Source organism: Polynucleobacter sp. Latsch14-2, from assembly GCF_018881925.1.
Taxonomy (GTDB): Bacteria; Pseudomonadota; Gammaproteobacteria; order Burkholderiales; family Burkholderiaceae; genus Polynucleobacter.
This window is the reverse complement of the sequence record NZ_JACVPL010000010.1, coordinates 26,138-45,224: the sequence shown is the minus strand read 5'-3', so window position 1 is coordinate 45,224 and position 19,087 is coordinate 26,138. Positions and strand designations below refer to the sequence as shown.

Annotated in this window: 21 protein-coding genes and 1 tRNA gene; all 22 read right to left on the bottom strand. The window is 46.2% G+C overall.

Annotation, left to right across the window (positions count from 1 at the left end):
* Positions 1–13: 13 nt before the first annotated feature.
* The 22 genes from ICN46_RS09045 to tpiA all read right to left on the bottom strand — a co-directional run bounded on the left by ICN46_RS09045 (position 14) and on the right by tpiA (position 19,081).
* Positions 14–1,027, bottom strand: coding sequence for a Bug family tripartite tricarboxylate transporter substrate binding protein (locus ICN46_RS09045; RefSeq protein ID WP_255538816.1), 1,014 nt, complete (start codon positions 1,025–1,027; stop codon positions 14–16).
* Between the two features lie 2 nt (positions 1,028–1,029).
* Entirely contained in the window at positions 1,030–1,593 is a 564-nt protein-coding gene (locus ICN46_RS09040) for a disulfide bond formation protein B (protein WP_216207642.1), read from the bottom strand.
* Complete coding sequence (locus ICN46_RS12150; protein WP_370625522.1) at positions 1,590–1,742, bottom strand: DUF5993 family protein; 153 nt, start codon at positions 1,740–1,742, stop codon at positions 1,590–1,592. The genes ICN46_RS09040 and ICN46_RS12150 overlap by 4 nt, the downstream gene beginning before the upstream one ends.
* Positions 1,743–1,800: 58 nt before the next feature.
* Positions 1,801–2,322: a DUF1178 family protein gene (locus tag ICN46_RS09035; protein ID WP_216207639.1), complete on the bottom strand. Its 522-nt coding sequence runs from the start codon at positions 2,320–2,322 to the stop codon at positions 1,801–1,803.
* A gap of 53 nt (positions 2,323–2,375) precedes the next feature.
* Positions 2,376–2,987, bottom strand: coding sequence for an NUDIX domain-containing protein (locus ICN46_RS09030; RefSeq protein ID WP_216207635.1), 612 nt, complete (start codon positions 2,985–2,987; stop codon positions 2,376–2,378).
* Positions 2,988–3,145: 158 nt separating this feature from the next.
* Entirely contained in the window at positions 3,146–4,645 is a 1,500-nt protein-coding gene (gene nuoN, locus ICN46_RS09025) for an NADH-quinone oxidoreductase subunit NuoN (protein ID WP_216207632.1), read from the bottom strand.
* A 10-nt stretch (positions 4,646–4,655) separates the two neighbouring features.
* Positions 4,656–6,122, bottom strand: coding sequence for an NADH-quinone oxidoreductase subunit M (locus ICN46_RS09020; protein WP_216207628.1), 1,467 nt, complete (start codon positions 6,120–6,122; stop codon positions 4,656–4,658).
* 24 nt (positions 6,123–6,146) lie between these two features.
* A complete protein-coding gene (nuoL, locus tag ICN46_RS09015) occupies positions 6,147–8,207 on the bottom strand; it encodes an NADH-quinone oxidoreductase subunit L (RefSeq protein ID WP_216207625.1) in 2,061 nt (686 codons plus the stop codon).
* Between the two features lie 2 nt (positions 8,208–8,209).
* On the bottom strand, positions 8,210–8,518 hold the full coding sequence (gene nuoK, locus ICN46_RS09010) for an NADH-quinone oxidoreductase subunit NuoK (RefSeq protein ID WP_216167112.1): 309 nt from the start codon (positions 8,516–8,518) through the stop codon (positions 8,210–8,212).
* Complete coding sequence (locus ICN46_RS09005; protein WP_216207623.1) at positions 8,515–9,162, bottom strand: NADH-quinone oxidoreductase subunit J; 648 nt, start codon at positions 9,160–9,162, stop codon at positions 8,515–8,517. Before ICN46_RS09005 ends, nuoK begins: the two co-directional genes overlap by 4 nt.
* 21 nt (positions 9,163–9,183) lie before the next feature.
* Positions 9,184–9,675 (bottom strand): NADH-quinone oxidoreductase subunit NuoI, encoded by a 492-nt coding sequence (gene nuoI, locus ICN46_RS09000; RefSeq protein ID WP_216207620.1) that lies wholly within the window; start codon positions 9,673–9,675, stop codon positions 9,184–9,186.
* Positions 9,676–9,686: 11 nt separating this feature from the next.
* Positions 9,687–10,760: an NADH-quinone oxidoreductase subunit NuoH gene (nuoH, locus tag ICN46_RS08995; RefSeq protein ID WP_216207618.1), complete on the bottom strand. Its 1,074-nt coding sequence runs from the start codon at positions 10,758–10,760 to the stop codon at positions 9,687–9,689.
* 8 nt (positions 10,761–10,768) lie between these two features.
* Positions 10,769–13,087, bottom strand: coding sequence for an NADH-quinone oxidoreductase subunit NuoG (gene nuoG / locus ICN46_RS08990; protein ID WP_216207616.1), 2,319 nt, complete (start codon positions 13,085–13,087; stop codon positions 10,769–10,771).
* 33 nt (positions 13,088–13,120) lie between these two features.
* Positions 13,121–14,419, bottom strand: coding sequence for an NADH-quinone oxidoreductase subunit NuoF (gene nuoF, locus ICN46_RS08985; RefSeq protein WP_216207613.1), 1,299 nt, complete (start codon positions 14,417–14,419; stop codon positions 13,121–13,123).
* Entirely contained in the window at positions 14,416–14,922 is a 507-nt protein-coding gene (nuoE, locus tag ICN46_RS08980; RefSeq protein WP_216207609.1) for an NADH-quinone oxidoreductase subunit NuoE, read from the bottom strand. The genes nuoF and nuoE overlap by 4 nt, the downstream gene beginning before the upstream one ends.
* A 21-nt stretch (positions 14,923–14,943) precedes the next feature.
* Positions 14,944–16,197: an NADH-quinone oxidoreductase subunit D gene (locus tag ICN46_RS08975; protein ID WP_216207606.1), complete on the bottom strand. Its 1,254-nt coding sequence runs from the start codon at positions 16,195–16,197 to the stop codon at positions 14,944–14,946.
* Positions 16,198–16,200: 3 nt separating this feature from the next.
* On the bottom strand, positions 16,201–16,800 hold the full coding sequence (locus tag ICN46_RS08970) for an NADH-quinone oxidoreductase subunit C (protein WP_216207603.1): 600 nt from the start codon (positions 16,798–16,800) through the stop codon (positions 16,201–16,203).
* 1 nt (position 16,801) lies between these two features.
* The gene (gene nuoB, locus ICN46_RS08965) at positions 16,802–17,284 is read right to left on the bottom strand and encodes a NuoB/complex I 20 kDa subunit family protein (RefSeq protein ID WP_076024122.1); all 483 of its coding nucleotides are present in this window, start codon (positions 17,282–17,284) and stop codon (positions 16,802–16,804) included.
* A 5-nt stretch (positions 17,285–17,289) separates the two neighbouring features.
* On the bottom strand, positions 17,290–17,649 hold the full coding sequence (locus ICN46_RS08960; protein ID WP_216167097.1) for an NADH-quinone oxidoreductase subunit A: 360 nt from the start codon (positions 17,647–17,649) through the stop codon (positions 17,290–17,292).
* A 132-nt stretch (positions 17,650–17,781) separates the two neighbouring features.
* Positions 17,782–17,866: transfer RNA gene (locus ICN46_RS08955), tRNA-Leu, on the bottom strand.
* Between the two features lie 85 nt (positions 17,867–17,951).
* Positions 17,952–18,299 carry a preprotein translocase subunit SecG gene (gene secG, locus ICN46_RS08950; protein ID WP_216207600.1) on the bottom strand — a complete coding sequence of 116 codons (348 nt, stop codon included), beginning with the start codon at positions 18,297–18,299 and terminating at the stop codon, positions 17,952–17,954.
* A 23-nt stretch (positions 18,300–18,322) separates the two neighbouring features.
* Positions 18,323–19,081, bottom strand: coding sequence for a triose-phosphate isomerase (gene tpiA, locus ICN46_RS08945; RefSeq protein WP_216207599.1), 759 nt, complete (start codon positions 19,079–19,081; stop codon positions 18,323–18,325).
* Positions 19,082–19,087: the final 6 nt, after the last annotated feature.

Sequence of the window (19,087 nt, the reverse complement as noted above, 5' to 3'; positions counted from 1 at the left end):
AATTTTTACCGAATTACGGCTCTAATTTTGCGCCAGATTGATGAATAACCCGAGTCCATTTATTGGATTCAGTCTTAATCAATATTGCCAACTCCTGGGGGCCGCTAGGAGCGGGTTCTAAACCGCCCTCCAAGAGTCGATTGCGGACCTGTGGGTTGTTCAAAGTTTGGCGCGTTAGGGTATTTAAACGCTTTTGGATCGAACCAGGCAGTTTGGCGGGTGCCATTAAAGAAAACCATGAGGTAGCCTCAAATCCACTTAAACCCTGCTCCGCCAAGGTGGGAATATCAGGAGCGGCCAATGAGCGCTTTAATGTAGTTACCCCTAGGGCCTGCACTTCACCCGCCTTAATCAAGGGCAAAGATGAAGATAGATTATCGAATAGCATCGAAATTCTTCCGCTCACCAGATCCGGCAAAGATTGTGCCCTGCCTTTATAGGGAATATGTCTAATGTCGATGCCGGCCATCTCCTTAAATAACTCTCCAGACATATGCAAAGAAGTACCAACCCCAGAGGATCCAAAAGTCAGTTGATTAGGCTTTGCTTTGGCCATGTCGATCAACTCATGCAGATTACTTACCCCAAGATGTTTATTGACGATCAATACATTGGGAGTGCTTGCCAAAAAACTAATCGGCGTGAAATCCTTAATCGGGTCATAAGACATCTTTTCATAAAGAGCGCCATTAATCGCATGAATACCCACCGTTCCAATAAGCAAGGTGTAACCATCCGGATCACTCTTTGCCACTATTTCTGCGCCAATATTGCCGCCATACCCAGGTCGATTCTCCACTAGGACCGGAACACCTAAGACCTCTTGCCAACTTTGCGCTAGAACGCGTGCCAAGACATCTGGAGCACCACCAGGGGTGAAAGTAACAATAATTCGAATAGGCTGTTTAGGCCAAGGTGCCGTGATGTTTTTTGATTGGGCATGCGTCTGATGACTAAATAACAAGGCAATGGTTAGAAGCGTGGCTAAGAAACCCTTCACCACTAAAGATAAATGCAGTTTTGGCAAACTCAGAATCCGAAACGATTACGCAACCAAATCCATCCGTCATATTTAACAGGATCATCAGCGCAAGGACCGATGCCGCATTCCAATAAAGTAGACACCAAATTACCTAGCACTAACAGAGCAAAAATAATAATTAATGTATTGGAAAATAAAGAGCGTGAACGAATATCCCGATTTGGCAGCATTAATAAAATGGCTTGACCTGCCAACAGCCCAAAATAACCTACAAAAGCCCAAGTATAAAAATGCAACTCTAGAAATGTTGCGCCAAATCCCTTGTCGCCTGGCAGTACATGCAAGAGCACTTGGCGTAGTGAGACCATCATGCCAACCAATCCGCCCATGATGCCCCAACCATAATGCGACGAATGTGCGCCAAAACGAATGTTAAGGACCAAAGCAAAGCCGATGAATACAAAACCCATGCGTTGCATTAAACACAATGGACATGGAAGTTCGCCAAAATAGAGTTGATCAACAAAGGCATAGGACAAAACGCCAATAACAGCGACTAAGGCAAGATGATTGCCTAGTCCCGCGAGCGAAGGAAAGGTTTGTTTGCTCACAGGCTGATATTGAGATGGCTGGTAGCGTGAAACTGAAACCAGTAAATCAAAATAAGGGTGCTTATCGCCAAGAGCGTTAGACCTGCAAATCGCCTATCAAACCAGACGAAGATCAGTCCAATAAAAGCCGTCAGAAAAGGCAGAAACATATACATAAGGGGATTCTATCCTAGGATGATTAAACCTAGGTAGATAGCAGCATTGGGTTTACTGCAGGGTATTTTTAAATGCGGGCAACAAGGGCATAGCCAAGACCTCAATACCCTCATCTCGCAAGGCCTCAGCCTCATCAAGGGTAGTCTGACCCCGAATACTGCGCTCAGGAGATTCCTTGTAGTGGATTTTGCGAGCCTCCTCAGCAAAGGAGTTACCCACATCCTCAGAACGCCCCATGAGTTCGCGCATGCCTTTTAAGAAGGCAGCCTGAACCTGTGCCTCCAGTTGACCATGATCACTGCCAGTCAGCGCTACAACCTCGCCACTTAAGCTGCCAGTCTCAGCATTTGCATGAGAAACCATGAGCTCTGTTGATTCAGAAGCCTTATTGGAAGCCTTGGCAGAGCTAGATTTGGCAATATGGGGCGCAGAGGGCATACGGCTAATATCGGTACTGTCGCAAATCGGGCAAGCGAGCATGCCCTTGTCCTGCTGGGACACGCAATCCTCCTCAGAGGCAAACCATCCTTCAAAGCGATGATCCAATGGACAAGCGAGGTTATAAACTTTCATAAGACCTATATCGGGACAAAAACAGCAAAATCAATAGTCTTATTTTAGTAGGTTTACTTGCCGCCTTCAGAAAGTAAGGAAGGTAGCACCAAACCACGGCGATATCGGTCCAGCCAATACGCTGAAATAGTCGTTTTCACATCGGTGATCGTGCCCTGCTCCACCCAGCCAATAATCTCCTCCAAGGGCGCCGCAAAGACATCCAAAAACTCCTCATCATCCAGCTTGCTTTTACCCGGCTCAAGCTCTTCAGCCAAATAAATATCTATAAACTCCGTTGAATAGGAAATGACCGGGTGAATTCGGCGCACATAGCTCCATTTCTTGGCCGTATAGCCCGTCTCCTCTTCAAGCTCGCGCTTTGCACACACAAGTGGATCTTCGCCAAGATCTAACTTTCCAGCGGGGATTTCCATGCAAACTTTGGCGATAGGATAGCGGTATTGACGCTCCAGCAGGACTCTGCCGTCAGCCAAAATGGCGATGATGGCAACGGCACCTGGATGGGTAAGATATTCACGAACGGCTTCTTGACCATCTGGAAGGCAAACCTTATCCCGCTTCATATTTAAGAAGATGCCGCCATAGATATCTTCACCAGAGATGCGTTTCTCGCGTAAGTGATCATCACCAGAGGGCAAATCGTGCAGGAATTTTTCAGTCATAGGAATTCAAGTGCAAATTGGGTATATTTTTATTGGATCGCATTAGCCGCATCATACAAAAGATGTGTGACAGCAATATAAAAGCCTAAGAACAATAAAGGCTCCGAAGAGTTAACTTAGGAGCCTTAAGGACCGTAACCTTCTATTATTTTATTTAACTAGGAACCAAGCAAGGTCCGGCGCATCGCATCCAAACAAAGACCCATTAAACCCGATGGGAAGATACCAATAACCAGCACCAAAATCGCGTTCAAGCCCAATAGACCACGAGCAAAGGTTGAGCCCGTAATGGTCAGCTCATGCTCAGGCTCGTCAAAGTACATTACTTTTACTACCCTCAAATAGTAGAAGGCGCCAATCAACGATGTAATCACAGCAATGATAGCCAAGAAGGTATGTTCAGCATCAACCAATGCTTCCAGTACACCCAACTTAGCAGCAAAACCAACTGTCGGCGGAATGCCAGCCAAAGAGAACATTAATACCAAACCAATAAAGGCATACCAAGGATGGCGCTTATTCAAACCTTTGAGACTCTCTAATGTTTCGCAGTCATAGCCCTTGTGCGAAAGCATCATCAATAAACCAAAGCTACCCAAGGTAGTTAATACATAAGTAATAGCGTAGAACATCGATGCACTAAATGCATGATCATCAAACACCGACATCATGCCGAGTAATACAAAACCCATCTGTGCAATCGCAGAGTAAGCCAGCATCCGCTTCAGATTGGTTTGTGCAATCGCGGTGATATTACCCAAAATCAACGAGAGGACCGCAAGTAGCACTAACATGGGTTGCCAGTCACCCAAGAGTGGTAACAGCGTGTTTACTAGCAAGCGGAATAAGAGTGCAAAAGCAGCTAATTTTGGTGCAGCGGCAATCATTAAAGTGACAGCAGTTGGTGCGCCCTGATAAACGTCAGGTACCCACATATGGAAAGGTACAACACCCAACTTAAATGCTAATCCAGCCACGATAAATACGAGGCCAAAAGCCATTACCAAATGATTAATGCGAGGGTCTGCAACTGTTTTGAAGATTTCAATAAGATCTAAAGAGCCGGTGACACCGTAAAGCATCGACATACCGTAGAGCAAGAAACCAGAAGCCAAAGCACCTAAGATGAAATACTTAATTGCCGCCTCCACACTCTTCTCGCTGGTACGACGCATTGCTACTAAAGCGTATGTTGGCAAAGCCATTAACTCAAGGCCAAGATACAGCGTCAAGAGATTGGATCCAGAGATCAATACCAACTGACCCAACAAGGCGAGCAAGCTCAGCACAATGAAGTCTGGGCGGAACATGGCACGGTCTGTTAAGTACTGTTTAGAGTAAATCAAGCTCACTAATACTGCGCCGCAAGAACAAGCCTTTAAGAGGTTTGAAAATGGATCAGATTGGAATAAGCCATTCATGGCAACCTGGGATACATCACTCATACGACCCAGAAAAGCGATCACCATGTAGGCTAACAAAATGATCGAGAAAAAATATATAAAGCCAACAGCACGCGGTGTGTGAAAGATGTCCTGCTCCACTCCAGCAATTACTGGCTGTTGCTCGCGAACATAAACGCTTGCAACCAATAATAAGCAGGCGGCTACGAGTAAAACAAGTTCCGGCAGGATGGCGTATAGGTCGAATGCTTGCATTTGCTTTTACTCAGAGTTTGCTAACAGCAACGTGCTGTAGCAGATTAATTACAGCTGGATGAATGATGTCGGTAAATGGTTTTGGGTACACGCCCATGCCAATCACGCAGATGGTTAAAACAGCCATCATGAAATATTCGCGACCATTAAGGTCTTGCAACTCCTCAACATGCTTGTTATTGACTGTGCCAAAGAAAACACGCTTGACCATCCACAAGGAATAAGCTGCACCCAGAATTAATGCTGTAGCAGCCAAGATGCCGATCACGAAATCATAATCAACTGCCGCCAAAATCACCATAAACTCACCCACGAAACCGGAAGTTGCTGGGAGGCCACAGTTCGCCATTGCCATTAAAACTGCAAAGGCAGTAAATGCAGGCATACGGTGAACTACGCCACCAAAATCTGCGATTTGTCGGGTATGCATACGGTCATAAAGAACACCAATGCAGAGGAACATCGCACCAGCAACAAAGCCATGCGAAATCATCTGCACAATGCCGCCTTCAATTCCGAGGGGGCTGAATATAAAGAAACCTAAAGTTACGAAACCCATGTGTGCTACTGATGAATAGGCAACCAGCTTTTTCATGTCTTTCTGGACTAGCGCAACAGCACCGACATAGATCACCGCAACCAATGACAAGAAGATCACAAATGGGCCAAGGTATTGACTTGCATCTGGTGCAATTGGCAAGGAGAAGCGCAAGAAGCCATAAGCCCCAAGCTTTAACATGATTGCAGCCAAGACTACCGAGCCACCTGTTGGCGCCTCAACGTGAACATCAGGCAACCAAGTGTGTAATGGCCACATTGGTACCTTAACAGCAAACGCCATGAAGAAGGCAAAGAACAATAAGATCTGCTCAACAATATCAAGGCGGGCATTTTGCCAAGCTGCGATATCAAAAGTATTGGTAACGTTGTACAGGTACAGCATAGCAACTAGAGTCAACAAAGAGCCTAGCAAGGTGTACAAGAAGAATTTGAATGCCGCATAAATACGGTTATGACCACCCCACACACCGATGATGATGTACATCGGAATCAAAGTGGCTTCGAAGAATACATAAAAGAGTAATGCGTCTAAAGCTGCAAATACGCCAATCATTAGACCCGAGAGGATCATGAAAGATGCCATGTATTGAGACACTTTAGTAGTAATTGATTGCCAAGATGCCACCACGACGAAAATATTAATAAATGCCGTCAGAACAATAAACCAAACAGAAATGCCATCAATACCCAAGTGGTAGTTGATGTCATAGCGTGGAATCCAGCTGATCTTCTCAACAAACTGCATGCCAGGGTTAGCAATATCAAACTGAATTACTAGCGGCAAGGTTGCAATAAAGCCGATCACCGCTCCAACCAACGCTAACCAGCGAACGCCTGCGGTAGGCTTCTCTGACCCATAAAACAAAATGATGAGTCCAAAGAAAATTGGAATCCAAATGGCGAATGAAAGAATCATAGTGGCTACTTAAGTAACAAAGGCCTAGCGAACAAAAGGCAGGTAAGCGTACAAAACCCAAGCCAGCAATACCGCTAAGCCCGCAATCATTGCGAAGGCATAGTGATAAAGATAACCGGATTGCAAATGGCGAATCACACCGGCAAAGCGTCCAACGACATGGGCACTACCGTTTACAAAGAAACCATCAATGATCTTCTGATCACCGCGATGCCACAAGACACCGCCAATCCAGAGTAGACCCTTGGCAAAGACGGCTTGATTTAAATCATCGAGATAATATTTGTTATCCAATAGTTTTTTGAGCGGAGCAAGCGCTTCAGCAAATTTTCCTGGTAACTTCGTCATCCAGAGATAGCCAATAGCAGCTGTCAAAACACCGAGCACAACTAATAACAATACCGGTGAAGTAAACGCATGAATTGCCATAGCAATTGGGCCGTGGAATTCTTCTGCAAGCTCAACCATTGCTGGGTGCTTGCTAATGTCAACGAATATGGAATCACCGAAAAATTGACCAAACAACATTGGCTCAATTGTGTAGAAACCAATAATTACAGAAGGAATAGCCAAAAGAATTAATGGCAAGGTCACCACTAGGGGAGACTCATGGGGTTTTTGGCCTGGCGCCAAACCATGGTGAGCATGATCATCGCCTTGCTCTGCATGATCATGGTGGTGATCGTGTGCATGTGCATCAGCATGGCCCCAACGGGCTTTACCGTGAAACACATAAAAGTAAAGGCGGAATGAATACAAAGCCGTTACAAAGACGCTTGCCATGACTGCAAAGTAAGCGAATCCAGAGCCTGGAATATGACTTGCCGCTACCGCCTCAATAATAGAATCTTTTGAGTAGAAGCCAGAGAAAAATGGTGTACCGATTAATGCGAGATTACCCAGCAACATCATCAAACAGGTAATTGGCATGTATTTCCACAAGCCACCCATCTTGCGCATGTCTTGCTCGTGGTGCATTCCCAAGATGACGCTACCGGCAGCAAGGAACAAGAGCGCTTTGAAAAATGCATGTGTCATCAAATGGAAAATTGCTACTGGATAAGCAGATACACCCAGTGCAACCGTCATATAACCTAACTGTGACAAAGTTGAATATGCCACTACCCGTTTGATATCGTTTTGGACGATTCCCAAGAAGCCCATAAAGAGTGCAGTAATAGAGCCGATTATCAAAATGAAGCTTAACGCTGTGTCAGATAATTCAAACAGTGGTGACATACGAGCCACCATGAAGATGCCAGCCGTAACCATGGTTGCAGCATGAATCAATGCAGAAATTGGAGTTGGGCCCTCCATCGAATCTGGCAGCCAAACATGTAATGGGAACTGAGCTGACTTACCCATCGCGCCAATGAAAAGACAGATACAGGCAACTGTTAATAAGTTCCAGCTAGTGCCAGGCAGTACTTGAGCTGCCAGAGCCGTGTTTTGAGAAAAAATGACGTCATAATTCATTGATCCGGTGCTGGCTAACAACAAACCAATACCTAAGATAAAGCCAAAGTCCCCTACCCGGTTTACCAAGAAGGCTTTCATATTGGCAAATACGGCAGATTGACGCTCGAAATAGAAACCAATTAATAAGTAAGAGACAACACCAACTGCTTCCCATCCGAAGAAGAGTTGCAAGAGGTTATTGCTCATCACCAACATCAACATGGCAAAAGTAAATAAGGAGATATAAGAGAAGAAGCGGTTATAGCCCTCCTCGCCCTTCATATAACCAATAGTGTAAATATGAACCATTAAGGACACAAAGGTCACAACACACATCATTGTTGCTGTAAGTGGATCAATCAGAAAACCAATATCCAGATTGAGTTCACCCAGCTGCATCCAGCGATACACGGTACCGTTAAAGTAGAAGCCATCCATTACCTGCACAAGCACATTGCACGAGAGAACAAAGGCAATCATCACACCAAGAATGGTCACAAACTGACATGCGCCATGGCCAATGCGGTTACCGCCAAGCTTGGTGCCTAAAAGACCAGCAATCGCAGAGCCAAGTAATGGCGCCAGCGGAATAGCGCAGAGGACGGGAAGAGTTAAGGTCAATTGCATGACTAGCCTTTTAAGTGGTCAAGGTCTTCAGCGTTAATAGTGTCAACCTTACGGAAGAGCACCACCAAGATGGCCAAACCGATCGCCGCTTCCGCAGCTGCCACAGTCAAAATAAAGAATACGAATACCTGACCAGCCATGTCACCCAAGTAATGGGAGAAGGCAACGAAGTTCATGTTGACCGAGAGAAGCATTAACTCGATACACATCAAGAGCACGATGACATTCTTACGGTTTAAAAAAATACCAATCACACTAGTCGCGAACAAAATGGCGCCAAGTACTAAATAGTGAGCTAGGGTAATGTTCATTTCTTCTCCCCTCTAGCATCTTGCTTTGCGGCCATATCACTATCCATCTTCACCATGCGCATACGATCCGCAGCGAGCACATTGACCTGATAAGCAATATCTTGCGACTTAGCATCTTTGCGATTACGGAGAGTTAAGGCAACTGCGGCAATAATGGCAACCAGAAGAATCACGCCAGCAACCTCAAAGGCATAAACATAATCAACAAAAATCATCATACCTAAGGCATGCGTATTGCTATTGGCAGCCTCTTCTAACATTGGCTGAACTGGAGATGTAGTTCCAATAAAGCTACGAATCAACACAATTGAAAGCTCAAGGACAATCACTGCACCCATTAAGAATGCGACCGGCAAGAATTTTTTAAAGTCTCTACGCAAATGCTCAATGTCCAGGTCAAGCATCATCACGACGAACAGGAAGAGCACCATCACTGCGCCAACATAAACCAGGATCAGAGCCAAACTCAAAAACTCAGCCTTTAGGAGCATCCATAGACCAGAAGCGCAGAAGAAAGCTAGCACCAAAAATAGGGCCGCATGAATTGGGTTGCGCGCTGTCACCACACGTACGGCAGAAATCACCAGCAATCCTGCAAAGGCGTAGAAGAAAGCTGGGAAAAGAAAGGAGGTATCGATTGTCATATGGATATGTGCTCTATGCGATTAACGATAAGGCGCATCAGCAGCGCGGTTGGCGGCAATATCTTTTTCATAGCGATCACCCACAGCCAAGAGCATTTCTTTTGTGAAATACAAATCGCCACGCTTGTCACCAAAGTATTCGAAGATATTGGTTTCAACAATCGCATCCACTGGGCAAGCTTCCTCGCAGAAGCCACAGAAAATGCACTTGGTTAAATCGATGTCGTAGCGAGTTGTACGTCGAGTACCATCGTCACGCTCATCACTCTCAATCGTAATCGCATATGCAGGGCAAACAGCTTCACACAGCTTGCAACCGATGCATCGCTCTTCACCGCTCTCATAACGGCGCAAAGCATGCAAACCGCGGAAGCGTGGCGACAAAGGAGTCTTTTCCTCTGGGTATTGAATGGTAATTTTTGGCTTGAAGAGGTAGCGCCCAGTAATGGACATGCCCATCAAAATTTCTTTGAGCATCAAACTATTAAGGAATTGGGAAATTTTCTTAAACATGATTAATCAACTTATTTCCAAATATTCCATGGGGATACCACCCACGCGCCAACAACCACAACCCAAAACACTGAGAGGGGAATAAAGATCTTCCAGCCCAAACGCATGATTTGGTCATAGCGATAACGTGGCAATGTGGCACGCAACCAGATTACACAAGACAACAAGAAGAAGGTTTTGCCGAACAACCAGAAGAAGCCTGGAATATCACGCAAGATTGGTAAATCAACAATTGGCAACCAGCCACCCAAGAACATGGTTGAAGCTAATGCCGCAATCAAGATCATGTTGGCATACTCGGCCAAGAAGAACATCGCAAACGCCATACCGGAGTACTCAACCATATGACCAGCAACAATCTCTGACTCCCCTTCCACCACATCAAATGGATGACGGTTGGTTTCAGCAACGCCAGAGATAAAATAGATTAAGAACATTGGTAGCAATGGCAACCAGTTCCAAGACAGAAAGTTCAGGCCAAGACTAGCAAAGTAACCTTGTTCTTGTGATGCCACAATAGTGCTAAGGTTTAAAGAGCCTGATGTCAGCAATACGGTGACCAAAGCAAAACCCATCGCAATCTCATAAGAGATCATCTGTGATGAAGCGCGCATTGCACCAAGAAATGGGTACTTAGAGTTGGATGACCAGCCAGCTAGAATCACACCATAGACACCAATCGAAGAAATCGCCATCACGTACAAGAGTCCGGCATTCACATCAGCCAAAACCATCTTAGCTTGAAAAGGCACAACAGCCCAAGCCGCAAAGGCAGGCATGATCACCATCACAGGGGCGATGAAATAAAGCACCTTGCTGGCGCGCGCTGGAGATATGACCTCCTTGAGCAATAGCTTTAATGCATCAGCAATTGGCTGCAAGAGTCCTAATGGGCCGACGCGGTTTGGCCCAAGGCGAATGTGCATCCAACCAATTAACTTACGCTCCCACAGAGTCAGGTAAGCAACGCAACCAAACATAGGCAGCACAATAATGACAATCCGCACCAAAGCCCAAACAAGCGGCCACAGGGTGCCAAAAATAGCCTCGCCCTGAGTTGTAATGAGGTTCAAGAAATTTTCCATCTCGTCCCTTATGCCTTGCTAACGGTTAGAGAACCAAACATCGATCCTAATTTTGCACTTGCTGAAGTGCCTGCAGAAATGCGTACGACACCAGCAACTAAGTTTTCTTCCAATGTTGCCGGCAAATCTACCGATTGAGACCCTTGAGTCACGCGAACTGCATCACCCTCTTTCAAACCCAATTCAGTAAAGAGCTTTTGACCTAAACCAACTTGATTGCCACGTTTAGCATCACGCGTTAAATGCAATGCTGGGGAGCGACGCACAATTTGATCAACAGCATAAATATTCACGTCAGATAGACGCTCTATACCAGTCAACGGGGCTAAGTTACCATTTGCTAAAGCATTGGCAGAGGTCTTATTACTTAACTTTGTACAGTAACTATCGCCTAGCGCCTCATCCAATACCTCTTCAGGCACGTTGTAGAGGAAGCCATCTAAATTTAAGAGGCTGCCAAGAACGCGTAATACTTTCCAGGCTGGACGAGAATCACCTAGCGGTTTAACTGCGGGCTGAATCGTTTGAATCCTACCCTCTGCATTGACAAAAGTAGCAACCGTTTCGGTATAAGTCGCTATTGGCAAAATAACGTCAGCAACTTCTAAGATATCAGCGCTCTTATAGGCGCTCATGGCAATGACTGTATTTGCCTTAGCTAATGCAGCGCGGGCTTGTAATGGATTTGGCAGATCAGCATCTGGCTCTAGATTCATCAGCAGTACCGCACGACGCTCACCCGAGAGAACAGATTCCACACCAGCGCCGTTAGCACCAACCAGGCTAGCACCTACTGCATTACCGCCAACAGGCAAGAAGCCTAATGTTGCACCAGTGTGCTCTGCAATAAACTGCGCTAGGATGTGTAGATCGCCTGCATGTGGATGCGCAATCGCTGCAGAACCCAACAACACTGCTGTTGTCGCACCAGAAATCAAACTATCCGCAACGGATTGAGCCACAGCAGAAATTGGCAAGTTAAAAGTACCAGCCGGAGCTGAAACGGATTTAACCTTAGCAACTGCTAGTGCAACCTCACTCAGTGCATTTAACCAAGCACTTGGAGCTGCTGAAATACTAGTAGCAGTGGGGATTAACCAATCGTCGCCACCCGCATCAATGCGATGGAGAACTAAACCGCGCTTAGAAGCTGTACGTAAACGTGCTGCGATTATTGGCTGATCTTTGCGCAGGAAGCTACCGATCACTAATGCGCGATCAAGCTCGCTCAATTTAGCCACTGTCATACCTAGCCATGGAGCAGTGGCAGCACCCTGAACATCAGTTTGATGTAAACGGGTTTCAATTTGATTTGAGCCCAAGCCACGAATCAACTTCTGAAGAAGGAATAATTCTTCGGTACTGGAGATCGGGTGGGCTAAAGCAGCAACAGCCTCTGGGCCATTCTCCGCAGAGAGGGTTTTAAGTGAGCGTGCCACATAATCCAAGGCGGATTCCCAATCTGTTTCCAACCACTGACCGCCCTGCTTCACCATCGGCGTAGTTACACGCTCAGAACTATTGAAACCCTCATAAGCAAAACGATCTCTATCGCTAATCCAGCACTCATTAATGGCTTCGTTTTCTAAAGCAACTACGCGCATTACCTTGTTTGCTTTAGTTTGAACAGTAGTATTGCTACCCAAGCTATCGTGCGGACTTACAGAGCGTTTACGGCCCAACTCCCAAGTACGGGCTGCATAGCGAAATGGCTTGCTAGTCAATGCGCCAACCGGGCAAATATCAATCATATTTCCAGAAAGCTCTGAATCAATTGTTTGACCAAGGAAAGTAGTAATTTCAGAATGCTCACCGCGATTGACCATGCCCAATTCCATCACGCCAGATACCTCTTGGCCGAAACGGACGCAACGTGTGCAGTGAATACAGCGGGACATCTCTTGCATCGAGATCAGTGGTCCAACATTTTTGTGGAAGACGACGCGCTTTTCTTCTTCGTAGCGAGATTCAGATTTACCGTAACCCACCGCTAAGTCCTGCAACTGGCACTCACCACCTTGGTCGCAAATTGGACAATCCAATGGATGGTTAATCAACAAGAATTCCATCACGGAACGCTGCGCTTCTACAGCTTTAGCAGAGTGCGTAAAGACTTTCATGCCTTGTGTTACTGGGGTTGCACAAGCAGGCAATGGTTTTGGTGCCTTTTCCACTTCTACCAAACACATCCGGCAGTTAGCGGCAATAGACAATTTCTTGTGGTAACAGAAGTGAGGGATATAACTACCGAGTTTTGCCGCGGCGTGCATCACCGTCGAACCTTGCGGAACATCTACTGTCTTGCCATCTAATTCGATTTCAACCATGCTCACTTTATGAAGTCCCGTGCTCAATATCTTTTATAAAGGTTGCGCAGAATCTAAGCAGCGCTTATGTTCTACGTGATACGCAAACTCATCCATGTAATGCTTTAACATGCCACGTACTGGCATAGCAGCCGCATCACCCAAGGCACAAATCGTACGCCCCTGAATATTCGCGGCCACATCGTTGAGTAAATCTAAATCTTCCGGACGGCCTTGACCATGTTCAATACGATGAACAATGCGCCACAGCCAACCTGTACCTTCACGACACGGGGTGCACTGACCACATGACTCTTCGTGATAGAAATAAGACAAACGCTCTAGCGCCCTCACCATGCAACGCGTCTCGTTCATGACAATTACCGCGCCAGAACCCAACATCGAGCCAGCCTTTGCAATGCTGTCATAGTCCATCGTGAGATCCATCATCTGTGCACCGGGAACCACTGGAGCAGAAGATCCACCAGGAATAACTGCTTTAATAGCCTTACCGTCGCGCATACCACCAGCCAACTTCAAAAGCTCAGCAAACGGCGTGCCCAATGGGATCTCATAGTTACCGGGATACATGACATCACCCGATACAGAGAAAATCTTGGTGCCGCCGTTATTGGGTTTGCCAAGCTCTAAATATGCTTGACCGCCAATAGCCATGATGAATGGCACAGCAGCAAATGTTTCGGTGTTATTAATAGTTGTTGGCTTGCCATACAAACCAAAACTTGCTGGGAATGGAGGTTTAAAGCGAGGTTGACCCTTCTTACCCTCAAGCGACTCCAATAAAGCAGTTTCTTCACCACAAATGTAAGCACCCCAACCTGGAGATGCATGTAATTGGAAGTTGAAATCACTGCCTAAAATTTTGTCACCCAAATAACCAGCGGCACGAGCCTCCTCTAGAGCCTCTTCAAAACGAGCGTAGGTCTCCCAGATTTCGCCGTGAATATAGTTATAGCCAGTACCGATTCCCATGGTGTAGGCACCAATAATCATGCCTTCGATTAAGGCATGCGGGTTATAGCGCATGATGTCACGGTCTTTAAAAGTCCCAGGCTCACCTTCATCGCTATTACAAACTAAATATTTTTGACCGGGAAATTGACGTGGCATAAAACTCCACTTCAATCCAGTTGGGAAGCCTGCGCCCCCACGACCGCGCAAGGAAGAAAGCTTTAATTCAGCAATGATCGCATCGGGAGTTACTTTTTCATTAATGATGCGACGTAGCTGCTGGTAACCACCGCGGCTTTCATAATCTTTTAAACGCCAATTTTCGCCGTTTAAGCCGGCCAAAATAAGAGGCTTGATATGGCGATCGTGCAAGCTAGTCATGATGCCTTCCCTTCTGCACGGCACTCATTTAAAAGCGCATCAATTTTTTCTTTACTCATAAAGCTACACATGCGCTTGTCATTCACCAACATAACCGGTGAATCACCGCAGGCACCCATACACTCGCCCTCTTTCAAGGTAAACGTACCACATGGCGTAGTTTCATTAAAGCCAATGCCGAGCGTTTCTTTGAGATAAGTTGCAGCTGTTTCACCATGCGTTAATTGACAAGGCAAGTTTGTGCAGATTACCAGCTTATATTTTCCAGTGGGCTTAGTGTTGTACATGTTGTAAAACGTAGCGACCTCATCCACTGCAATGGTCGGCATGCCCAAGATCTTGGCAACGACTTCGATTACATCCGAAGAAACCCAACCCACTTCGGTTTGCGCAGCGATCAGAGCAGCCATCACTGCTGATTGTTTTTGCTCTGGGGGATATTTCGCGACATTGCGCGCAATGTCTGCGAGCGTTTTGTCGGATAGTTGAAGAGTTGTTGTCATTAAATAATCCTTGGCGCGCTATTAGCGGTCAATCTCCCCAAACACGATATCTTGGGTACCAATAATAGTTACGGCATCAGCCAACATATGACCACGTGACATCTCATCCATTGCTGAGAGGTGCACAAACCCTGGAGCACGAATCTTCATTCGGTATGGCTTATTTGCGCCATCAGAAATAAGGTAAATACCAAACTCACCTTTGGGATGCTCAACCGCCGAGTAGGCCTCACCATTAGGAACGTGCATACCCTCAGTAAAGAGCTTGAAGTGGTGGATTAACTCTTCCATATTGGTCTTCATATCCACGCGCTTTGGCGGCGCTACTTTATGGTTATCGCTCATCACAGGGCCTGGGTTTGCTTTTAACCAAGCGACGCACTGCTTAATAATGCGATTAGATTGATACATTTCTTCCATGCGGATCAAATAGCGATCGTAAGAGTCGCCGTTCACACCAACTGGAATATCAAACTCGAGTTTGTCGTAGGTTTCGTAAGGTTGCTTTCTACGTAAATCCCACTCAATACCAGAACCGCGCAACATAGGGCCAGTAAAGCCGAGCTGTAAAGCGCGCTCAGGCGTTACAACACCAATACCAACCAAACGCTGCTTCCAAATACGGTTGTCCGTTAAGAGATTGCAGTACTCATCCACATTACCGTCAAAGCGGCTTGAAAATTCTTCAATGAAATCAAGCAGGGTGCCACTTCGGTTTTCATTCAATCGTTTGATAGCGGATGCGCTACGAATCTTGTTCTTAGAGTATTGCGCCATTTGATCAGGTAAATCACGGTATACGCCACCCGGACGGTAGTAGGCGGCATGCATACGCGCACCCGATACCGCTTCATACATATCAAAAATATCTTCGCGATCGCGGAAGGCGTACAAGAACACGGCCATCGCACCGACGTCAAGACCATGACAACCAATCCACAACAAGTGATTAAGTAGGCGCGTTAACTCGTCGAACATCACACGAATGTATTGCGCACGCAAAGGCACATCTACTTGCAATAATTTTTCTATAGCAAGCACATAAGCATGCTCATTGGACATCATTGAGACATAATCCAAACGATCCATATATGGAACGTTTTGAATCCAAGTACGGGTCTCTGCTAATTTTTCCGTCGCACGATGCAATAAACCAATATGTGGGTCAGCACGCTGGATCACCTCACCATCAAGCTCCAGCACTAAACGTAATACGCCATGCGCAGCAGGATGCTGAGGACCAAAATTGAGGGTGTAGTTCTTAATATCTGCCATGACTTATACCGGATCTCCGTACTGCTCTTCCCTGATGACGCGTGGTGTAATTTCACGCGCTTCGATGGTGACAGGTTGGTATACAACACGCTTGAGTTCTGGATCGTAAATCATTTCGACATTGCCAGAAATTGGGAAATCTTTCCTAAATGGATGTCCTACAAAACCATAGTCAGTCAAAATGCGACGCAAATCATCATGACCTTCGAATAAGATGCCATAGAGATCAAAGGCTTCACGCTCAAACCAGTTGGCACTATTCCAAACGGGCGTCACCGAAGCAACTACTGGGTAGCCGTCATCTGGTGCAAAAGCACGCACCCGCAAACGCCAGTTGTGGGCAAGCGACAATAAATGGGACACCGCAGCGAAACGCTGACCAGCCCAAGCACCATCACGATAGCCTTGGTAATCTACGCCACACAGATCAATCAATTGCTCGAAAGCTAAAGCAGGATCGTCACGCAAGAGTAAAGCGGATTCGTAATAAGTGTCGGCATTGAGCGTAACGGTTACCTCACCTAAAGCAATTTCAATCGAGTGAACACGTTTACCTAAGACGCGCTCAAGGTTTGCTGCAAGTTGGTTTAAGCGATCTGACATCTCAAGCCTTCCGCGCAATGGTGCTCGTGCGAGCGATCTTCGATTGCAACTGAATGATTCCATAGATCAAAGCTTCTGCAGTTGGAGGGCAACCAGGCACATAGATGTCCACCGGCACAATACGATCGCAGCCGCGCACAACTGAATAAGAATTATGGTAATAACCACCACCATTGGCACAAGATCCCATGGAAATGACCCAGCGTGGCTCAGGCATCTGGTCATATACTTTGCGCAAGGCGGGAGCCATTTTATTTGTTAATGTGCCGGCAACGATCATTAAGTCAGATTGACGTGGAGATGGACGGAACACCACTCCGAAGCGATCCAAGTCGTAACGGGACGCTCCAGCATGCATCATCTCTACCGCACAGCAAGCCAGACCAAAGGTCATTGGCCACAAAGAACCATTGCGAGTCCAGTTGATTAACTGATCCGCAGTTGTGGTTACAAATCCTTCTTTAAGAACGCCTTCTAATGCCATACCTATCACTCCCAGTCGAGAGCGCCCTTTTTCCAGATATACACAAATCCCACAATGAACTCCAAGAGGAAGATCACCATTGAGGCGTAACCAAACCAACCAATATCACGCAGAGCAACACCCCATGGGAATAGGAATGCAGTTTCTAGGTCGAATAGGATGAAGAGAATGGCAATTAAGTAATAGCGCACGTCAAACTTCATGCGCGCATCTTCGAAGGCTTCAAACCCGCACTCGTATGGAGAGAGTTTTTCAGCATCTGGTCTCGAAGGAGCCAAAATTTTTCCGAGGAACATTGGGACTAATCCAACCCCAATACCTACGAGGATAAAAAGCAAAACAGGAAAGTAATTAGCGAGATTCAAAATAGTCCTGTGTTAATTGTCTGAAGCGCCTTATTAATAAAACAAATTATCAATGATTCCTACAGCCCACAAATTGATCTAAAACAAATTACCACTAAATAACAATTAAATTACCCTGTTATGACATCATTTTGGTGCCGACGGCGAGACTCGAACTCGCACAGCCTAAGCCACCACCCCCTCAAGATGGCGTGTCTACCAATTTCACCACGTCGGCATTTTTAAAACATAACAATTCTACTGCATTGCACCACTAAAACCCCTTAAAAATTGGGGTAAAAAATATCTAAAAACCCACTTTTTTACTTAGGCACGGCAGGTTTTGTTGGATCTTGGGCTGGAGCAACTGGTGCAACCACTGGGGCAGCTGCCGGCGCAACTGTTCCAGACAAAACACCAGGATTGACTTCCTTCTTATTGCCAAGCCATGTAATACCTAGAGTGCAAATAAAGAAGATAGCTGCAAAGACAGCTGTTGAGTGGGACAGGAAATTAGCAGACCCACTGGCGCCAAAGAGGCTACCCGAAGAACCTGAACCAAAAGCAGCACCCATATCAGCACCCTTACCCTGCTGGAGCAATACCAACAGGATGACCGCTAAAGCAGAAATAACCTGCAATACGATCAATAAAGTCTTAAACCATTCCATGACTTATCTCCAAATAAAAATATCTATGCCTGACAAATGGCCAAGAAATCCTGAGGGTTTAATGAAGCACCCCCAATGAGCCCACCATCAATATCAGGCATTGCAAACAATTCAACGGCATTATCTGGTTTGACACTGCCGCCATACAAAATTCCCACATGGGAAGCTACGTCTTCATCAAATTCAGCCAACTGCAATCGAATAGCTCGATGCATATCCTGCGCAAGCTGAGCGCTAGCCACCTTACCCGTACCAATAGCCCATACTGGCTCATAAGCGATCAGGCAGTCTGCCAAGCGGTCTTGCAAAACAGCAACTTGCTTGGCAATTTGTCCACGCACCACTTCAACCGCCCTACCAGAATTTCGCTCGTCAGCAGACTCACCAACACAAATCACAGGTGTCATACCTAGATCAAGCACTTGAAAAGCTTTTTCAGCTACTAAGCCATCAGTTTCGTGATGCATTTGACGCCGCTCAGAGTGACCCACGATGACATAAGTGCAGCGCAACTCTTTGAGCATGACCGCAGAAATCTCACCTGTATATGCACCAGAGCTATGTGCCGAAACATCTTGAGCACCTAAAGTGAGGAATGCCAAAGAGCATTGATCAATCAAGGCGCCGCATTGAGCCAAGTATGGGGCGGGGGCGCAAACAGAAAATTTACGCCCCGCTGGCATACCTTGCTCCATGCCTTTGCAGACTGCTTTAATCCAAACTTCATTACCAGCCAGACTGCCGTTCATTTTCCAGTTGCCAATGACGATAAGTGGACGCATGACTAT

Bases quoted from the DNA above. Each gene is read 5' to 3' on its own strand.
- nuoE (WP_216207609.1), bottom strand. From the start codon at position 14,922: ATGACAACAACTCTTCAACTATCCGACAAAACGCTCGCAGACATTGCG.
- nuoB (WP_076024122.1), bottom strand. From the start codon at position 17,284: ATGGCATTAGAAGGCGTTCTTAAAGAAGGATTTGTAACCACAACTGCG.
- ICN46_RS09035 (WP_216207639.1), bottom strand. From the start codon at position 2,322: ATGAAAGTTTATAACCTCGCTTGTCCATTGGATCATCGCTTTGAAGGA.
- ICN46_RS08975 (WP_216207606.1), bottom strand. From the start codon at position 16,197: ATGGCAGATATTAAGAACTACACCCTCAATTTTGGTCCTCAGCATCCT.
- ICN46_RS12150 (WP_370625522.1), bottom strand. From the start codon at position 1,742: ATGTTTCTGCCTTTTCTGACGGCTTTTATTGGACTGATCTTCGTCTGG.
- ICN46_RS08970 (WP_216207603.1), bottom strand. From the start codon at position 16,800: ATGTCAGATCGCTTAAACCAACTTGCAGCAAACCTTGAGCGCGTCTTA.
- nuoL (WP_216207625.1), bottom strand. From the start codon at position 8,207: ATGCAATTGACCTTAACTCTTCCCGTCCTCTGCGCTATTCCGCTGGCG.
- nuoI (WP_216207620.1), bottom strand. From the start codon at position 9,675: ATGTTTAAGAAAATTTCCCAATTCCTTAATAGTTTGATGCTCAAAGAA.
- ICN46_RS09030 (WP_216207635.1), bottom strand. From the start codon at position 2,987: ATGACTGAAAAATTCCTGCACGATTTGCCCTCTGGTGATGATCACTTA.
- nuoN (WP_216207632.1), bottom strand. From the start codon at position 4,645: ATGCAAGCATTCGACCTATACGCCATCCTGCCGGAACTTGTTTTACTC.
- nuoG (WP_216207616.1), bottom strand. From the start codon at position 13,087: ATGGTTGAAATCGAATTAGATGGCAAGACAGTAGATGTTCCGCAAGGT.
- ICN46_RS09020 (WP_216207628.1), bottom strand. From the start codon at position 6,122: ATGATTCTTTCATTCGCCATTTGGATTCCAATTTTCTTTGGACTCATC.
- tpiA (WP_216207599.1), bottom strand. From the start codon at position 19,081: ATGCGTCCACTTATCGTCATTGGCAACTGGAAAATGAACGGCAGTCTG.
- secG (WP_216207600.1), bottom strand. From the start codon at position 18,299: ATGGAATGGTTTAAGACTTTATTGATCGTATTGCAGGTTATTTCTGCT.
- nuoK (WP_216167112.1), bottom strand. From the start codon at position 8,518: ATGAACATTACCCTAGCTCACTATTTAGTACTTGGCGCCATTTTGTTC.
- nuoF (WP_216207613.1), bottom strand. From the start codon at position 14,419: ATGACTAGCTTGCACGATCGCCATATCAAGCCTCTTATTTTGGCCGGC.
- nuoH (WP_216207618.1), bottom strand. From the start codon at position 10,760: ATGGAAAATTTCTTGAACCTCATTACAACTCAGGGCGAGGCTATTTTT.
- ICN46_RS09005 (WP_216207623.1), bottom strand. From the start codon at position 9,162: ATGACAATCGATACCTCCTTTCTTTTCCCAGCTTTCTTCTACGCCTTT.